The sequence below is a fragment of the Novosphingobium fuchskuhlense genome (assembly GCF_001519075.1).
Lineage (GTDB): Bacteria > Pseudomonadota > Alphaproteobacteria > Sphingomonadales > Sphingomonadaceae > Novosphingobium > Novosphingobium fuchskuhlense.
Genome location: NZ_KQ954244.1, coordinates 451,934 through 468,724, shown reverse-complemented (window position 1 = coordinate 468,724; position 16,791 = coordinate 451,934). Strand labels below are relative to the sequence as shown.

The following is a 16,791-nucleotide window of genomic DNA, read 5'->3' as shown; positions in this document are numbered from 1 at the left end:
GTCAATCAGCGCACATGTTTGAGATCTGATTCAGCAAGGTTTTAACATCCTCTGGGATCTCATTCGGCTCCATAGCCTTAGCAATATCCTCTGGTGACACCCCGTATAAAGCCCTCATAGAGCCTGCGCCTTTTTGGGTAATCTCTTTGCCTCGGGCATCCAACATCGCTAGAGCGACATCCTTTGCAGCAAAATTTGCCGGGACTATAAGCGCATGAATAGCAATAGCCGCTTCAATCTCGGCTATATCTCGCCCTGAAGCTCGGGCAATTGCTGCGGGCAACAAGACGTAGTTCTCGATATGACGCCGCCTCCAAACCCTCAGCACCATATTTATGTGCGGAGCTTGAATGGACTTGTCCCGCAAAGTTTCCTGATCGACATGATTCAATTCCATGTCATCGCGATCCCTTAAGCTTAATGCCTTAAGTTCGGGAATCTCGGACTGGAGTTGTAAAAAAAGTTGCTTCCTTTCGGCATGACCTCCATTCCATGGCCACTCCACCAGATTTTTGGGCCACGCCAGTCCAAGTCTCTCAGCCCATATGCGCAGCATCCGACTGTCGCTCAGATTCTCCACTATGAGAAGCCGCTTCGCCTTACGCAAAGGATCAAGCTTGGGCGCATAGTCACTGCCCAAACCGAGAAAAAGCCCAATCTTCTGATCAGCTTCTTGCAGATATTTGGCGCCCAATCCCGAAAAATGCATCACCTGAAGGTGGTCGGCACCCCGCAAAATTTCCGTGCTGTGCGTCGCAAGAAGCACTTGCTTATGGAGCCGTTGCCCAATGGCTTCAAGCTTTTCGACCAGCTGCGATTGTAGAGACGGATGGAGGTGAGCATCAGGCTCGTCGAGCAGCAAGGTGCAAACTTCAGGCGATACTGCCAGCGCATAAACACTCAGCCACTGCAGAAAGCCGCTGCCTTCGGCCATTAAATCTCGCGGCCTGAAACCGCTATGGCGTACAAATTTTCTGCCTTCCAACTTACCTTTGATCGTGTTCACTTTGATATACGTGTGATATAGATCGTTGAAAGGGGCAACTTCAAGTTGCAGGCCAAAGACTTCAGCCAAGGTGGTTTGTAGCACTTCCCACGGGTCTTCAGACCGGAGTTTTTCCAAGTCCGATCCCTTGATCTTTGTCCTTCCCTCTTTGAGCTTGGCTCGCTTGCGCTCATTGTCTCGGTGCAGATCGTGCAGTATGTTGCGGATCACACCTCCGGCAAGACCGCGGCCGGTCATCGCCCGACGCTCTGCCCCAGACATCCGATTTTCCCTGCTGCTAATTCCCGCAAATGGGGGGAGATAAGCAAGCGGCGGAAGCAGATCACCTTCGGCAAGGTTTGAGCTAGATGCTCTCAAAAATAGACGATCGTTTGCTAACGCGAGAGCTAAAGCTAGATGCTTGTTTACCCCAGCGGCATCCACCCAGTCGCATCGGACTTCCAGAGAATAGCCATCTCTAGCGCCGGGCTCGATAGTCTTTAGATTAGTCCAAAGGTGCTTGAGGCTTGGCAAAGAGATAGGCGAGAACTCATCATCAGATAGGCCCAAACCTTGCCGAGTGTATCCTGGAAGCAAGCTTTCGAGACCACGCTCCATTTCGAGTACCGTGCGGCAAAAATCCCAGACCGCCAACGCTTGCAGAAAAGTTGATTTACCAGAGTTGTTCCCACCGGCCAAAAATGACAACCCAGCTGGGCGCAATTCGAAACTTGCCGCCTTAAATTTCTTAAAATTTTGTACCGAAACCTTATGGATCACAGTCAATCCTTTCTGCCTCGATAGTGAAAACTAACATCGGTTTATGCGGCCAAGCCCGGCTCCAAAGCCTCATGCAGCACCGCTTCTAACAGTTTGGAGCGGGTCTGCTCGCCTTCGGTGAGGCTGGCTTCAAGCTGATCGCACAGTGCCATCAACTCATCGACCTTGGCCACGATGCGATGCTGCTCCGCTAACGGCGGGAGGGGAACCGGCAAGACCTCCCACTTGCCTTTGCTAATGATGGGCAATGTGCCCGTCCCGGCTTTGCTCCAAGCCAAGCTCTGGAAACCTGAGGCCTTGAACGCGATGGCCAGAAAACGTGCAATGTCTCGAACATGCGGGGTGACAGAGTTGATTTGTTGATTGAAGCAGACGTCCCTGTCAGTGACATTCACTTTTCCCAGTGTCGCACCAATGCAAACCATCATCACGGTGCCAGCTGGTGCAAGACGAGAATGACCGACGCCTTCTTCAGATAGTCCGGGGCCATCGTACGAAATTGATGCCCCGTCGAGATCGCCCGGTTTAACGAACGGGATGAAATTCCCGAACAAGTCAGCGTTTGAGGAGCTGGGGCTAGTGCCGGTTTGTGTAATGCCAAGCTCATGGATACGAGCCCAGCTCCAATGAGGGGGAATATCCAGATAAAACTCAGATGTCTCAAGCCGCCCACCGGAAGGGGCGCGACGTCCACGTCCTTGCAAAGGACCAATATCGCGCAGGCTGTCAAGCAGCTCACTGACACTACCTTCTCCAGCAACCCGCGCCACCAGTTTTCCCCGCACAGCAAGGTTCAGGATCGTCTGCCTGAGCTGCTTGATCTGATCGGTGCGTTTCGTGAGTGGCTCAAGATGTTCGAGCGCAAAGCTAGCATCGGCGGCGAAGGTTTCGGGGTCGGGTTGGTTGAGCTTGGCCAAGGTGGACAGCGTGAGCTTGTCACGGCCCGTTTCGCGCTCTGCCCGCGCTGCCTCAAGCTGGTCGCACAGTGACATAAGTTCATCGACTTTAGCGACGATGCGATGCTGTTCAGCAAGGGGCGGGAGGGGGAATGGTGAGATCAACGCATCTTCAGTGCGCAATCGAGGCATCTTTGTGCCTTGCCCAAGCCGCGATACGTAGTCGACATAATCGGGGCGGCGAAAGGCCAATGCGCAATATGGTGCATATGCATCCACGAGAGGGCGCAGGGCGACGATCTCGGTTGTCGAATAGCCCCCTTCACCGGCAACGATTACTTTGTTCAGATAGGGGCGCAGCTTCCCATACAGAATGTCGCCAGCCGTGAACTCAGACTTTGTGCTTTGAGGTGAACGTTCGGAGACCAGTGACCGGTTAAGCAATCGGCCTGTGTCCTTCTCAATATCCTCAAGTTCGAGAAGCCAAGCGTCGGATCGCAATGCTTTCGGTTCCACCTTACGCCCAGCATCATATTGGAATGCGGCACTGACAGGCACCCAACTCCATGATGAAGGCAGGTCATAGGGCGCCTCAGCCATCACATCTTGCATGGCCGCTTTGCGCCCGGTCAGCGCCCTTTTTTGGCTCCGCTTTAGCAGCTCAGAAGCAGGCTCGTCGTTCGGGTCCTGCTCAACCAGCTTCCCACGCACGGCGAGGTCCAGAATGAACCGGCGCAGCCGCGCAATGGCATCAGGCGCTTCAGCAATGTGCTGATAGTGTTCCAGCAATAGCGCAGCATTCATCGTGCAAGCGCCTCAGCCAGAATGGCTTTCAGCTGATCGCGCAGCTCTGCCGTTTTCGCCTCCGACCGATTGAGTGCCTCAAGCAGTTCCGCCGGATCACCGTGATCAGCTTCGACGCTGTGCGGGTTCTTGATGTCGAGGTTAAAGCCGCGAGCCTTGACCTCGTCGATGCTGACCTTCCAAGCCTGCGGGCCTTCCTCGCGCCCTGCACGAGCTGCGCCGCCCCACCAGTCGATGCAGTTCTGGAAATGCTCAAACCGGATCGGCTTGGTCATGGAGTAGGCCTTCTGCCCCTCCGGCACCTGATGCTCGTAGTACCAGATGTCCTTGGTCGGCTCGCCCTTCTCGAAGAACAGCAGATTGGTGCCGATAGAGGCATAGGGCTTGAACACGCTGTTGGGCAGGCGAACGATGGTGTGGAGATTGCACTCTTCAAGCAGCTGCTCCTTGAGCCGGGTCTTCACCCCTTCGCCAAACAGGGTGCCGTCGGGGAGCACCACTGCCGCCACACCGCCAGACCGAAGAAGGCGGATGAACAGCGCGAGGAACAGGTCTGCAGTTTCACGAGTGCGGAAATGTGCCGGAAAGTTGCTCTCGATGCCGTCCTCTTCCTGCCCGCCGAACGGGGGGTTTGTAAGGATGACATCTACACGGTCTTGCTGCCCCCAACTGATGTAAGGGCGGGCAAGCGTGTTATCGTGACGCACGAAACTGGGGTCTTCAATGTCGTGCAACAGCATGTTGGTAACGCAGAGCATGTGCGGCAGCGGCTTCTTTTCCACTGCCCGGAATGACGCCTGCATCAGTTTCTCATCCTCGGGCCGTTTCACATAGCGATCTCGCATGTGCTTCATTGCGCAGGTTAGGAAACCGCCCGTGCCACAAGATGGATCGAAGATGATCTCGCCGGGCTTAGGGTCAATGCGATCCACCATGAACGCGGTGACGGCGCGAGGTGTGTAATATTCCCCGGCATTGCCAGCGGATTGCAGGTCGTTGAGCAGATGCTCATACACATCGCCAAAGTGCTGACGCTCGGTCAGGTTATTGAAGTCTATATCATTGATTTTGTTTATGACCTGACGCAGGACCTGACCTGATTTCATAAAATTGTAGGTGTCTTCAAATACGCTACGTACGACCCGCTTACGGTTGAGGCCCTCACCGATCACCGGCAGTGCTTTCATTGCCGGGAACAGTTCGTCATTCACGAACCGGATTAGAGCCTCACCTGTCAGACCTTCAGGATCAGCAGCCCAATTCCGCCACTGGAACCGATCGGGCACAGGCGACTGATATCCTTCGCGGGTGAGCTCGAAATCTTGGTCCTGATCATCGATGATTTTCAGGAAAAACAACCAGCACAGCTGACTGATGCGCTGAGCGTCGCCATCGACGCCATCGTCCTTCCGCATGATTTTTTGGATAGATTTGACGAGAGTGCTCACTGACATAGGTTATGCGACTTCCTGATAAAGTTCGTTCTGAAGGGCATGGACGGCATCTTCAAAGCCAGCCTTGCCCCCAAAGGCTTTGATGAGTTGCATGGGAGTGCCGAGCGTATTCAACGGCGGAATGCGCAGCACATTGGTATCGTCGAGGTTGAGCATGCCTTCGTCGGCATACTTGGTGAGCAAGGCATCGAGCACGGACCGCGCCTGATCGCCATACTTGCCGAAAATGTCGCGCTTCTTGACCTGCTCGGCCCGTTCCTGTCGGGTCAACGGCTTGCGATCAAAGGCGATGTGGCAAACGAGATCGAAGGGATCGAGGTCTTTGCCCAGCTCTTCCGCGATCACGTCTAGCGACAGGCCTTCGGCAGCCAGCTCATCAACGATTGCCTGCTTGCGATCGGTATCATTCCAGCGCTTGAGGAACTCATCGAGGCTAGCGAAGTGCTTGCGGAGTGCCTTCTTTGTGAAGTCGCGCAGGCTTTCCGTGACCAGCTTGCCGTTCTCGTCGAGGTACTCGATCCGCTCAGCGACGATGACGACCGGAACACCATCGACGTAGATCTTGCGAGACCCATCAGAGGGCGCCCCTGAACCCGGCGCTGTAAGCGGGTTGATGAGAACGGTCTCGCCGCCATCCGCTCCGTCGATGCCTTCGCCGCCTTGCGGTTCGTCACCACCTTCCGGGGGGTCAGGTGGCACCATCGGTTGGTCCGGGCCAGGTGAGTAGATTTGGACCGGCTCGCCATCGAAGTCTGGGTCAGCAAAGTGATTTGTCGCGCCTCGGAAATCCATGAGCGTGAAGAAGAACTTTTGGGTGTCCTCATGGACACGGGTGCCACGACCGACGATCTGCTTGAACTCGGTCATCGAACCCACTTCGCGGTCCAGCACGATTAGCCGGCAAGTCTGAGCATCCACCCCGGTTGAAAGCAGCCGGGAGGTGGTGACGAGCACGGGGTAGCGCACTTCGGGATCGATGAAGTTGCCGAGCTGATCCAAACCTTCCTTGTCATTGCCGGTGATGCGCATGACGTAGCGGTGGTTCTCGGCAACAAGATCGGCGTTCTCGTTGATCAACGCCTGCCGCATCCGGGCAGCATGTTCCTGATCGACGCAGAAGATGATGGTCTTCTGGTAGCGGTCGCCGCTTTCCTTGAGGAACTCAGTGACCTTCTTGGCGACGAGCTTGGTGCGGTCGTCGAGAACCAGATTTCGGTCGAAGTCCTTGGCATTGTAGATGCGATCTTCGATCTCGTTCCCGTCGCGATCCACCTGCCCTTTCTCGGGGCGATAGCCTTCAACGTCGCGGTCGATGTGGACCTTGATAACCTTGTAGGGAGCGAGGAAGCCGTCGCGAATGCCCTGTTTCAGCGTGTACGAATAAACCGGCTCGTTGAAATAGGCGATGTTGGAGGCGTACTCGGTTTCCTTGGGCGTGGCCGTGAGACCGATCTGCGTTGCTTCCGAGAAATGCTCCAAGATTTCCCGCCATGCGCTGTCCTCACTGGCACTGCCACGATGGCATTCGTCGATCACAATAAGATCGAAGAAACCGGGCGAGAACTCCTTGTAGAGCTTCTGCCGTTCCTCAGGGCCGGTCAGGGATTGATACAGCCCAAGATAGACCTCGTAGGCTGTATCCACGCGGCGCTTTTTATCCACGGCAGTGGGCAGCTCAATCTTGCTGCCATCATCGCGTTCAATGGTTTTGGCGTTAGCGGACAGCTTGGCCATGGCGGGGCCAAAGGGTCGGAAGTCGTTGACCATCGTCTGATCGACCAGCACGTTCCGGTCGGCGAGGAACAGGATGCGCTTCTTGTGCCCACCCTTCCACAGCCGCCAGATGATCTGGAACGAGGTGTAGGTTTTGCCCGTGCCCGTGGCCATGACGAGCAGGATGCGGTTCTGCCCCTTGGCTATGGCTTCCATGGCAGCGTTGACGGCATTGACCTGATAGTAGCGCGGGGTCTTGCCGCTGCCGTCGTCGTAATAGTCTTCAAGGACGATCTCTTCCGCCTCGGCAGTCAGCCCTTTGGCTTCAGCATATCGCCGCCAAAGCTCATCCGGTGATGGAAAGTTATCGAGGCTCAGCGTCGTTTCGACATTGGCCGCATTGCCGGTCCGGTCGTGAAACACGAAGCCGTCGCCATTCGAGGCGAAGACAAACGGGATGTCGAGGGTTTCGGCGTATTCCAGTGCCTGCTGCATACCTGCGCCAATGGCCTGCGTGTTGTCCTTGGCTTCGATAATCGCGAGGGGAATGTTCGGCTTATAGTAGAGTATGTAGTCGGCTCGCTTGCCTTGGCCACGGCTGACCATCTTGCCGCGCACGATAATGCGGCCCTTGGTGAAGCTTACTTCCTCCCTGATCTGGGTCATTTCATCCCAGCCCGCCTTCTTTACGGCAGGGGTGATGAACTTTGTGCAGATATCGCGCTCGGATAGGGCCTTCTTGTCCATTTTCAAGTTGTCCTTCTCGCAGCGCACTGGGTCAAGCACATTGAGTATCTCAAGATGATTAAGTGCGAGTGCGAGTTAGACGCGGGTCCACAGGTCGGCTGCGACCGAAGCCTGATGCTCGCCAAGTGCAATAATTTGGGCCTGAATGTCAGTTTCTGCCGCAATCGCGTTCTGCGCTTGAGTTGCAGTCACCGTGTCAAAGGCAAAGAGCCGCATCTGTTGAAGCTCCCGCACCTGAATGAGGAGAATGGAAGCGCCAGACGTGATCATTTTCAGCAACTCTTGCCCGACAGGCGAACGCAGCTGGACAGCCAAAGCGTGGGCTTCGAGTGGATCTTTCCGCCGGCTCCGCAACACGATTGCGGATTGGCTCGCGATCCAGCCGCCTTCTCCGGCAGACGGGCAGCTGGCAGGCACGATGCCAACCTTGCCGACGCTACCCTTGATGATGAGCACCACATCGAATGGCCTGAGAAACTGGTGAGCGTTGCGCTTTGCAATTCCCCCTTCAACAGTCACTTCACGGCTTGCGCTCTCGATGTAACCGAAGGGCGGCAGGTCCGCTGCGCCAACTTCATGAACACTCAGGCCTTCACCGTCGCGGAGCAAAGGAAGCGACCGGATCAGCTCTACCGTGTCACCAAGCACGATGGTTTCGGCGGTTTGGAGCCGTTGCTGAAGGCGCTGAGCGGCCTGATCGAGCAGGTAACGACCGACTTCCAGATTGTAGTCGTTAGCTTGAACCTCGTGGATCGAAACCATACGCATGACATCGGACGGCTCGCTGACCAGAGCTTGGGCCGCAAGGCTTTGAACATCCGTGAGCTTCGCCCGCGTCCGCGACACCATGGAGCGGAAGCGGTCATCATCAGCACCGATAAAGCGAATGAATTCCGACCCACCAGCGGCATCGAGCAGCATCAATGAGAACGGCAATGTCGGCGCATGCGGAAGGATCGGTGGCAAAGCAATGACAGCAGAAATCTGCCCTCGCTCGATAAGCTGCTGACGGCAGACTGTTTCTGGACCTGAGCCAAAGAGAAATGAGTTAGGTACAGCAAGGACGCAACGTCCCTTAGACTGGGCGAGCGCATGGCGGATCGCGAGCACGGAACCCGACTGGGTTCGTTCAGGGAAGCGCCCCCAAAGATCACTCTCAACCGCAGAAAAATCATAGCGCATACCAAAAGGTGGGAACGCAATTACGGAATCGAATTTGCGAAGCCTACCACCTCCAATCGCACCTGGCTGGCGGATCGGATCGCCATAAATCACATCGAATTGGCGCGACATGAGCAGATTTATGAGAGCTGGGACCGAAGTCCGCATGGGAGTCTCGATCAGCGCATCGCAGCCTTGCTGGGAAGCTCGCATTGCGCATTGTGCCGTGGCATCCCAAGGCAGATAAACGGACTCCTCTGGTTGCACATCCGCAAGCGCAACCATCAACTCGGCGAGCTCGGGCGGCAGTGCAAAGCTGCCTGTCCGGCTATTCAGCCCCTCAAAGACATCCAGCGACCAGCTCTGTTCCAACATGCCCGACTTACGAAGGCGAAGGAGCGTTTCAATCGCGCGGCGCAGATGATTGAAGAGATTGTCGGCGGACACAATCAGGGTGTTGATATTGGCTGTAGCGAATGCTTCGCCAATTACTCCATCGAGCTCCGCCAGCTTCGACATCGCATGGGCACCGCGCTGAGCGTTGTCCGCATACTTCTGTTGAAGCTGAAGTTCCTCTGGCAGAGCGCCGTCGTGGGAGAGTTTCTCCCATACGATCACCTGAAGGGCTAGTTCGATTACCCGCTCGTCAGTCATGCCTGTCTCGCGCAGGCTGTCGACGATCTGGTCAAAAATTTTCTGTTGGGTTTCCATAAAATCAGTAACGCCCGCTGTAGTTGTATGTGGTGATCAAGGCGCCGTTGTCAGACACGACAACCATCCCGCCCTTGTCGATGATTTTTTTGACCGCAATTTCCTGCGCACGAAGCTCATCAAGAAGCCGGATCGCGGCCTTGCGGCCCAAGACATGCTTATCTTTGTCCAAGCGACCATGTTCGAGAACGATGTCGAGCATTTTGCCATTGATGCCGCGCTGGGACATCCTCTGCTGAATATGAACCGTGGTTTGCATGATCGCCTCCATGCGCTCCATCTGAACCTGATTCGCTAATCGGTCAAGCGGTATGTCATTACCAAAAATACATTTTGCTCTACGATAAATGTGTTTTGCCGTTCCGATTCGTGCGGAAACGCAAGAGATTGACCAAAAAACAGGAGGTTTGGAGCGCAAATGAGCTAGTTTGCATGGCTCAAGATCGCTGCGGACAGCGGTGCTCGGGTCTTTCCGCTGTTGGCGAGATTGCAGGCTGGGCAGGCAGCTTGTCTGTTGGCGATGGTGGTCTTCCCGCCTTTGGAATGGGGTACGACATGATCAGGCAAGGCTTCGCCCTAGCCAACAGACCCGGCTTAAAGCGATGAGGGGGGGGCGGCTGAGCCATCACCATAAGCCCTCAAGTTATCCTATCCGGTACCCCCATTGCCCTCTCAGGCCATTTCGCGCATTGTGCTGGAGCAGTCCGGTCAGTCCCGGCTGTGAGGCGTGGAAACCTCAAATACGTGATCGCCGGTCAGAGATTCTCTGGCCGGGTGGCTGTCGCGTATGTCCAAGGCTCTGCCCAAAAGCGGCAGCGCCTTGTGATCACGCAGGGTTTCCAACACCCGGCTTGGCCGGTGCCTCTCAAAAAAGGTGAGGCTAGCCTGATCGCAAAGACCTCCCCAAAAGCGGAGGGCGCAATGCAGGGCAACGAGAAACAAGCCATCTCGGGCAGATGGTGGTTCAAACTACTCCGCAATGCGGTTTCCGGCATCGCTAACGGGTTGGCGCTTGCTTGGCGCGGCTGGGGCAAACTTGGCATGCGCGGCAAAATTGGTGTCCTAGCGGCCTTGGCGATCCTGTTCGTCATCGCAGGCATCACCGGTCATCGTGACAAGGACCAGGCTCAGAGCCTCGGCTTCGCATCAGTCGCAGAGATGCGCGAGGCCGACAAGGCAGGCTTCCACGACAAGGCGTCTTGGTCGAAGCATTTGGCTGATGTTGCCGCACAAGCGCAGGCTGCCGAGGCTGCTAAAGCTCAAGAGGCAAAAAACAGGTCGGCGGAAGAGGCTGCGTCATCCTCAAATGGAAAGACGCTTGGCCAATGGATGGATGAGCAAGCCTTAGCCGCTAGGGCGACTAACAGCGAGAAATCAGAATCATCTGCGCAAACAGCCGACACAGGACCGGGCAGCAAACCTTGGCGAGCCAGAGTTTGCAAGGCGTGGGCTAGCGCCAATCTCGAATGCGTGTCGGGCAACAATTACGACCAATGCGTTTCGTCGCGCATGGTCATGGCACTTGGCCCTGACGAACGGAACGCAGGCCTAGGGGCGGCAAACCTTTGCAACGAAGATGGCTCGGTAAAATTCTGAGCCTAAACATTTCACGAAAAAAGAAGGGGGCTTCACAATGAAAGCCATTCAGAAACTCTTGGCATTGCCTGTGTTGTCGCTTGCCGCAGGCCTGTGTTCCGTCGTCTCATTGCCATCTCCGGCACATGCTGGCCCTATCACAAGCCCGAGCTTTGACTGCTCCAAAGCATCAACTCCTCAAGAACGGTTGGTATGCGGTGACGATGAGCTGGCAAGGCTCGATGTCGCCATGATGCAGGCTTTCAGGATGGCACGAGACAGTGCTCCTGATCGGCAGGTAGTGATTGATGGTCAGAGAGTTTGGCTGAGGAACTCGTTTCGGACTTGTTCGGACAAGGCGTGCCTCACGTCTGCGTATCGCAGTCGCATCGCGCAGCTTAGAGGTGTAGCACAAGCGTCGCCACCCCAAAGCAGTGCGCCTGCCCCTTCCTCGAACCTTAATCGCATATTCATGCTGTCGCTTAAGTGCGCAGGCCCGGCTAATTTGACGGCTGTCGAAGGCAAGGCAAGGGGGGAGGCCAGTTGGCAAACCTTCCAGCAACTAGCTGAGGCTCTGAGCTATTCTGCTAGAATTGCTGGCCACAAAATGGGCCTCACCTACGATCAAGCCTTAGATCGCCACCAGCGCGAGGTTGCGCGGTATCGTGGGGGCTATGACAATGTGGCCAGGTCGGGGGATGGCGCACAATTGAACGCTTTTATGCAAAGTCATCAGGCCATCCAAAGCCAGTGCGCAGCGGCTATGAAGAATGACGCTGCGTTCAAGCAACTGACCGAACTGGGCTATGAGGTATATTTCAGGAAGACAAACTTGGATCAGGCCACTACTCGCTTTATGGTGAGATAGTCGCTGGGGGTTGGAGTGTGCTGCAACTACGAAAAGCTGAACATTAAGCTGCTTAAAAAGATGGCATGGCGCAATGCTCCCAAGCGCCATGCCATCAAGGGGACCATGCAGCGGTAGGCGGCTGCACGGTTGGGGCTTATGTTATGGTTCAGTAGGCGCGGTCCTCGTCACCGCTGTCGGGCAGCTTGCCGTGGCGGAGGTTGGCGAAGGTTCCGGCAAAGCTGGAGAGCGTCTGCATCGAGCCCGAAGAGATCACCTTCTCGATGGCCTCGGCTGCGGCACCAACCGGAAGCGCAATGGTGTGGTCGTGGTTCAGGCATTCGGCATCGAACACACGGTTTGCCGTGGCGATCCCCCAGCACAGTGCCCCGAGATTGTGGTGCGCTGCATAGGTTTCGCTGAGCTGATCACGGTAGTGCCGCGTGTGACGATGGCCGGGAACACAGAAATCCGCCATAACCATGCGATCACCAATGGGACTAGGCCACGGCCAACGCACCTGCGAACCTATGAAACGCATATCATCGGGCGTATCCTTCGCGCCCATTGTCAGCTCCTTCGCGGTGAACGAAGGTAGCGTGTAGACCGAGTTATAGGCCGACATGCGGAACGGGCTGCTGGTGTCATAGCTGATCCGCAGGTTGGGGTTGATGTGCGTGTTGATGGCACGTTGCAGCGCAGTCAGCAGGACGGCGGTATCCAATTCACACGTGCCGAGGATGTGGATCCAGCTTTTGCCCTGAAGCTGTCCCTCACGCGCCATGATCAGGATGCGGCGGCACACCTCATAGAAATTGTTGCGCAATACGCCGCCAAACGCCCAGCCTTCAAAATCGAAGGTCTTAACGTGGTCGTACCATGTGTCTGCCTCTGCCTGATTGTTGCCCTGAAGGACGTTAAGGAAACGAGTCCCGGAGTTATGATTGCGGTTCGCAGCGAAAAACTTGAGGTGATCTAGCGTTTCCGTGAGACAGTCCGCCGTGCTCTTGAAACGGTAAAGCGCAGGGTTCTTGATCACGGGGAACGTAGGTACATCCAGCGTCATTGCTACATCGGCGGTTGCTTCAAGCCAGCGTAGGATGCGCAAGCGATCCGCATTGCCATTGATCGTGAGGCGGCCGGAGGCGATCTGATAGCCGCCGCTGTCGCCCACGATCAGTGTGCCCGAACGATCACGTTCGGTAATGATGCAGGGCTTGGCCTGCTTCAACGCCTGCCCCGCAGAGGTCATGGCGTGGCTGAGGCGCATCAAGGGATTTGCAGGGTCAAGGAAGTTCAGATCGCTTGCGCTAACACCCTGGGGCAGTGCGCGGGACCACTGCCCCTCATGAACCGCTGTGGCAAAACCCGGCGAAATCGACGGCACATAGATTGCCTGATCACGAGGGGTGGGGTCGTCGACAATATGGTTGGGGACCTTGGGGTAGGGCATAGCTTCGCCATTATGGAAAATTGCGTCCATTGAATTTCTCCAGATATTGAGTTGCTCAAGATGTCGGGGGTGGGTGGCCCGCGTTTAGCTGCGCGCCACCCGGCAAGTGCTTACTTGCTGACCTTCATGTACCCGACGCAGGTCTTGCTCAGGCCGCCGCGCATGTCGACCACCGGCTGATAAACGGTGTAGTCGCCAACCTCGTCATCCCAGCTAATCGCCAACATCCCATCAGCGTCGCCGTGCAGAGTGCAGAACGGCACGTTGAGTTCGATCAGCTTTGCAAACAGGTCCACGATGTCACGCGGGCGAATGTCGAGGGAAACAGGCGATCCCAGCTTATCGCCCAGAGGATATGACTTAATCCCGTAGACCACGTGCCCGACTGTGAGCGTGACACCGTCAAACTTGACAGTGAGCTGCTTGTTGGCCTTCTGATCATCCTGCTTGTTCTTGCCCCAGTCGCGCAGGCAATCATTGTACACCAAGCGCAGTTGCTCCTGCGTCAGCGTCATCGAGCACTTTGGATCGAAATGACGCTTATCCACGGGGCAGTGCGCCTCCTTGTACATCGACGACCAGACAATTGCCTTATTCTGATCCTTTCCATCAAGAGCGGTAGTGACGTTCCAGCGCACGGGAATATCGCTGTCGCCTTGCGAGGCATTGATCGTCATTAGCAGGCAACGAGCCGCACTACTAAAGTGCTTGGCCATGTAAGCAGCATCTTCCGAGTTAAGCAGCGCGGCCTGATCTGGTTCAACCTTGCCGATGTTCACGTTGGCTTTGGGGGCGGCGTGAATGACCACAGATGCCTCGGTGTAGCGGGCAGAGACGACCACCTGCGTCTTGCTGCCAAGATCGGTCAGCGAGAAGGTGCGAGCAACCTTGAACCTCTTCCCCGTTCCAGCAGTGTCTACGGCATTGCCCTCGCGGCCTTCACGCACCAGATCGCCGATGCTGACAACACGCGAAATGAATTCAACGGCAGGGTCTGCAGAACCAATGATTGCCGCATCGACCTTGAACATGAGGTCGTTCGCCTCGTTGTCGTTGATCGCAAGCTCGCCACAGAGCTTGACGCCATTTGCGCTCGGGCGGCCAACAAGGAAGACGTAGCCGTTCTGTTCGTACTTGGGCGTGAAGGCAATTTCTTCACCACCTTCTGCGCGATCCACGGCTTCTTTGATCTTTGTCAGGGTCGCAGCACGCACATTATCATCGTTTGCAGCCTCGGGGTTGCGCACCTTGTCGATTGCCGCCTCGAAACCGCCTACCTCGTTCAAAAGTGCCACGATTGCGTCAACCGAGAAGTCTCCACCAAGCTCGTTCTTGTGCTGCTCAATATATTCCAGCACCTTGGCATAGCGCGAGACATGCGATGCGTCAGAAGGCTTCTTGAAGCCAAAGACGAATTTGACAATGCGTGTGAAATTGCTTGAACCATCGCGACCCTCGATCTTAACCTGCTTGTGCGCAGCCCATTCGGAGGGCTTGCGCTTGTGCATAGCCAGCAGGACCGCCGTAGCTTCTTCCGTCAGGGGGTCATTGATCTTGCCCTCGGCGCATTCCTTTGCGCGCCGCTTCGCATCGTCGACGGCCTTGTTGTGGGCATCAATCAGGGTATTGCGAGCAGCAATCTGCCCATCGAGCCACGTGCGCATAGTGGGTTCGGCGTTCACGGACTCGCCATGATGCCAAACGAGGTATGCGTTCGCAGCAGACTTCATGGCGCTAGACTTGTAGTTGCCATATTCAAGTTCGGCGGCGGCGACATAGGCATTGAGCTCGTCAACGGTGACGGGCTTGGGCAGGGCGATGTTTGCAACGGTATTCATGGTCGTTCTCCTAGGATGCGAGGCAGCCATCTGCCACGCAGGGGAACGCACCTAATTCACACACCACCCCAAATTTGATTGCATTTTTCCCCGGGACCCAGTGCTGTTAAGATGCATTTGGCCCGCAAGCGGTCACGATAAGGGGCGTTGGGGGGAGCGATGTACGAACAGGCCGATCTGCTAAGGCGCAAAAATCAGATCTACTATTTCCGCGATGCACCCCCGCATTTGGAACGGGCACAGCCCGAAGATGCGTACAGCGGCGATCGGCCCCAGCCTCCATATACAGGGGCGCAAGGCTGGAAATGTTCGATATACTATTATTGGTGGCGATTTGTCCGCGAGATCCCAAATCTGCGGGAAAAGCTTGATCGGCCGTCCGGGCATTACCCAATCGGCTCGATCCTTCCAGATTTCGAGCGCGTGTTTGATTTGAATTTTCGCGAATGGTGGACACTCGATGGTCGCAAGCTGTTCTGCGAGCCACGCAAAAGCGGCGTCGAGATTGAAACACCACCCGTGCCTGTGGCTGGCTTCGAGGATCGTGTCCTATTCTCCATTCCGCTCAAGGGCGATCTTGATCAGGCGGTTGCCGAGTTGCGGCTGCTCCTAAAGCCCGAAATGGCCAAGTTCAAAGCCGAGGAGGGCCCCAGCAGAGCCCGCTATCCTGTCGTTACCAACCCCGCCCTGAGCGCGCTGCATACCTTTTTGAAGGTTCACCGCGCACAACGTGAACGCCCCGACCTCAATCACTATGACCTATATGACTTTCTGCAGGGAAAACTTGGCCAAGTAAAAAACGATGTAGCGTCAAAGGCTTCAAAGTCGGCCATTATAAGCCGTTATCGCAAAAAAATCGATGCCATCCTCCATTACGTCGAACTCGGACTGTTCCCGGCCATCGAAAGAAACGACAAATTTAACGCATGGGCAGAACGACTGGCCGAGGATCGGAGAAGGCGCGCGATTAGGCTCGCGGCTGAGCGCGTGAGATCGGACCTGTGACGGCTGCGATCTTGAGCCACTCAAGATCATGGAGCGTTCTTTCCTGCCAAGAAAAAGGAAATAGGTAGACATAACAATGCCTTGGCTACAGCGTGTCGCTATCAAACGATGGAGAAACGCTATGTCATTCCTTGCAAAGCTCAACCTTAAGACCGTCCAGCGCGTCGTGCAGAGAGACCCGGTGATCGCCCGGCGCGACAAGTTGCTGGCTGGCATTGCAGAGCAACGGTTGGTGTTGGATGCCACAGCGCGTGGCGAGAGCTACATCACCAAGATCAAGCGTTGGCGCGAGGATGGCAACGGCGATAAGGCACTTGTTGAAGTTCCCAAGCGCGTCCGTCCGTGGTTTTTCCAGCAAGACAATGGCTGGTATGTGCAGTGCCGCTACGGGGCGCGCATCCTTGCCATCAGCGGTCGCAACAATGCGGTGTTCGTGAACAAGCTTGATGAGGTGGCTGCGGTGCTGGAAGCGTTTAGGGCAGCAACGGACGGCGGCGAGTTGGATCGCGCTGTGCTGCTGGCAATGAAGGCCAAGACCGGAGCAGGCTAACTGGAACGTATGACTGAGTGGTGTGTACGTTTTTTGGACAAATGAATCTACAATGCCGAAAAACACGTATTTTCAATAGCATGCAGAGATACTAGTTAGCGAAGCGCTGATCGGCAACAAGCCGTTCTGGTTCAGAAAAAGGGCGCGGGGCACACCTCGCGCCCTTTTTCGTTGCGGACGACGGGTGGCCATGGGCGGAGGCGAGACTTCAGGTATCCGTTTATCGCAGCATTTCGTGCGTCTGCTGGCCAGATCAAACTGGGCCTTGGCGG

The 16,791-nt window shown here is 55.9% G+C and carries 13 protein-coding genes; 4 read left to right on the top strand and 9 right to left on the bottom strand.

Annotated features, from left to right (window positions below; translation table 11 throughout):
- Position 1: 1 nt before the first annotated feature.
- The 7 genes from AQZ52_RS02050 to AQZ52_RS19275 all read right to left on the bottom strand — a co-directional run bounded on the left by AQZ52_RS02050 (position 2) and on the right by AQZ52_RS19275 (position 9,818).
- Entirely contained in the window at positions 2-1,765 is a 1,764-nt protein-coding gene (locus tag AQZ52_RS02050; protein WP_169793702.1) for an ATP-dependent nuclease, read from the bottom strand.
- Between the two features lie 41 nt (positions 1,766-1,806).
- Entirely contained in the window at positions 1,807-3,465 is a 1,659-nt protein-coding gene (locus AQZ52_RS02045) for a restriction endonuclease subunit S (protein WP_067906281.1), read from the bottom strand.
- A complete protein-coding gene (locus tag AQZ52_RS02040; protein ID WP_067906280.1) occupies positions 3,462-4,919 on the bottom strand; it encodes an N-6 DNA methylase in 1,458 nt (485 codons plus the stop codon). Before AQZ52_RS02040 ends, AQZ52_RS02045 begins: the two co-directional genes overlap by 4 nt.
- Positions 4,920-4,922: 3 nt before the next feature.
- The gene (gene hsdR, locus AQZ52_RS02035) at positions 4,923-7,379 is read right to left on the bottom strand and encodes an EcoAI/FtnUII family type I restriction enzme subunit R (protein ID WP_067906279.1); all 2,457 of its coding nucleotides are present in this window, start codon (positions 7,377-7,379) and stop codon (positions 4,923-4,925) included.
- A gap of 75 nt (positions 7,380-7,454) precedes the next feature.
- Positions 7,455-9,251, bottom strand: coding sequence for an N-6 DNA methylase (locus AQZ52_RS02030; protein WP_067906278.1), 1,797 nt, complete (start codon positions 9,249-9,251; stop codon positions 7,455-7,457).
- Between the two features lie 4 nt (positions 9,252-9,255).
- Positions 9,256-9,522 (bottom strand): hypothetical protein, encoded by a 267-nt coding sequence (locus AQZ52_RS02025; RefSeq protein ID WP_205626406.1) that lies wholly within the window; start codon positions 9,520-9,522, stop codon positions 9,256-9,258.
- 152 nt (positions 9,523-9,674) lie between these two features.
- Positions 9,675-9,818: an HNH endonuclease gene (locus AQZ52_RS19275; RefSeq protein ID WP_082697496.1), complete on the bottom strand. Its 144-nt coding sequence runs from the start codon at positions 9,816-9,818 to the stop codon at positions 9,675-9,677.
- A gap of 177 nt (positions 9,819-9,995) precedes the next feature.
- Between AQZ52_RS19275 and AQZ52_RS02020 the strand changes: the two genes are divergently transcribed.
- Together AQZ52_RS02020 and AQZ52_RS18370 are read left to right on the top strand one after the other, a co-directional pair.
- On the top strand, positions 9,996-10,847 hold the full coding sequence (locus AQZ52_RS02020) for a hypothetical protein (protein ID WP_067906277.1): 852 nt from the start codon (positions 9,996-9,998) through the stop codon (positions 10,845-10,847).
- A 37-nt stretch (positions 10,848-10,884) separates the two neighbouring features.
- Positions 10,885-11,694 carry a lysozyme inhibitor LprI family protein gene (locus AQZ52_RS18370; protein WP_156424749.1) on the top strand — a complete coding sequence of 270 codons (810 nt, stop codon included), beginning with the start codon at positions 10,885-10,887 and terminating at the stop codon, positions 11,692-11,694.
- Between the two features lie 148 nt (positions 11,695-11,842).
- Here the strand turns inward: AQZ52_RS18370 and AQZ52_RS02010 are convergent, their stop codons facing one another.
- Positions 11,843-13,156, bottom strand: coding sequence for a hypothetical protein (locus AQZ52_RS02010; RefSeq protein WP_067906275.1), 1,314 nt, complete (start codon positions 13,154-13,156; stop codon positions 11,843-11,845).
- 80 nt (positions 13,157-13,236) lie between these two features.
- Positions 13,237-14,964: a hypothetical protein gene (locus AQZ52_RS02005; protein WP_067906274.1), complete on the bottom strand. Its 1,728-nt coding sequence runs from the start codon at positions 14,962-14,964 to the stop codon at positions 13,237-13,239.
- A 159-nt stretch (positions 14,965-15,123) separates the two neighbouring features.
- Here AQZ52_RS02005 and AQZ52_RS18365 point away from each other — a divergent pair, with 159 nt between their 5' ends.
- Complete coding sequence (locus AQZ52_RS18365) at positions 15,124-15,969, top strand: hypothetical protein (protein WP_156424748.1); 846 nt, start codon at positions 15,124-15,126, stop codon at positions 15,967-15,969.
- Positions 15,970-16,090: 121 nt separating this feature from the next.
- The gene (locus tag AQZ52_RS01995; RefSeq protein WP_067906272.1) at positions 16,091-16,519 is read left to right on the top strand and encodes a DUF6641 family protein; all 429 of its coding nucleotides are present in this window, start codon (positions 16,091-16,093) and stop codon (positions 16,517-16,519) included.
- The last annotated feature ends 272 nt before the right edge of the window (positions 16,520-16,791 follow it).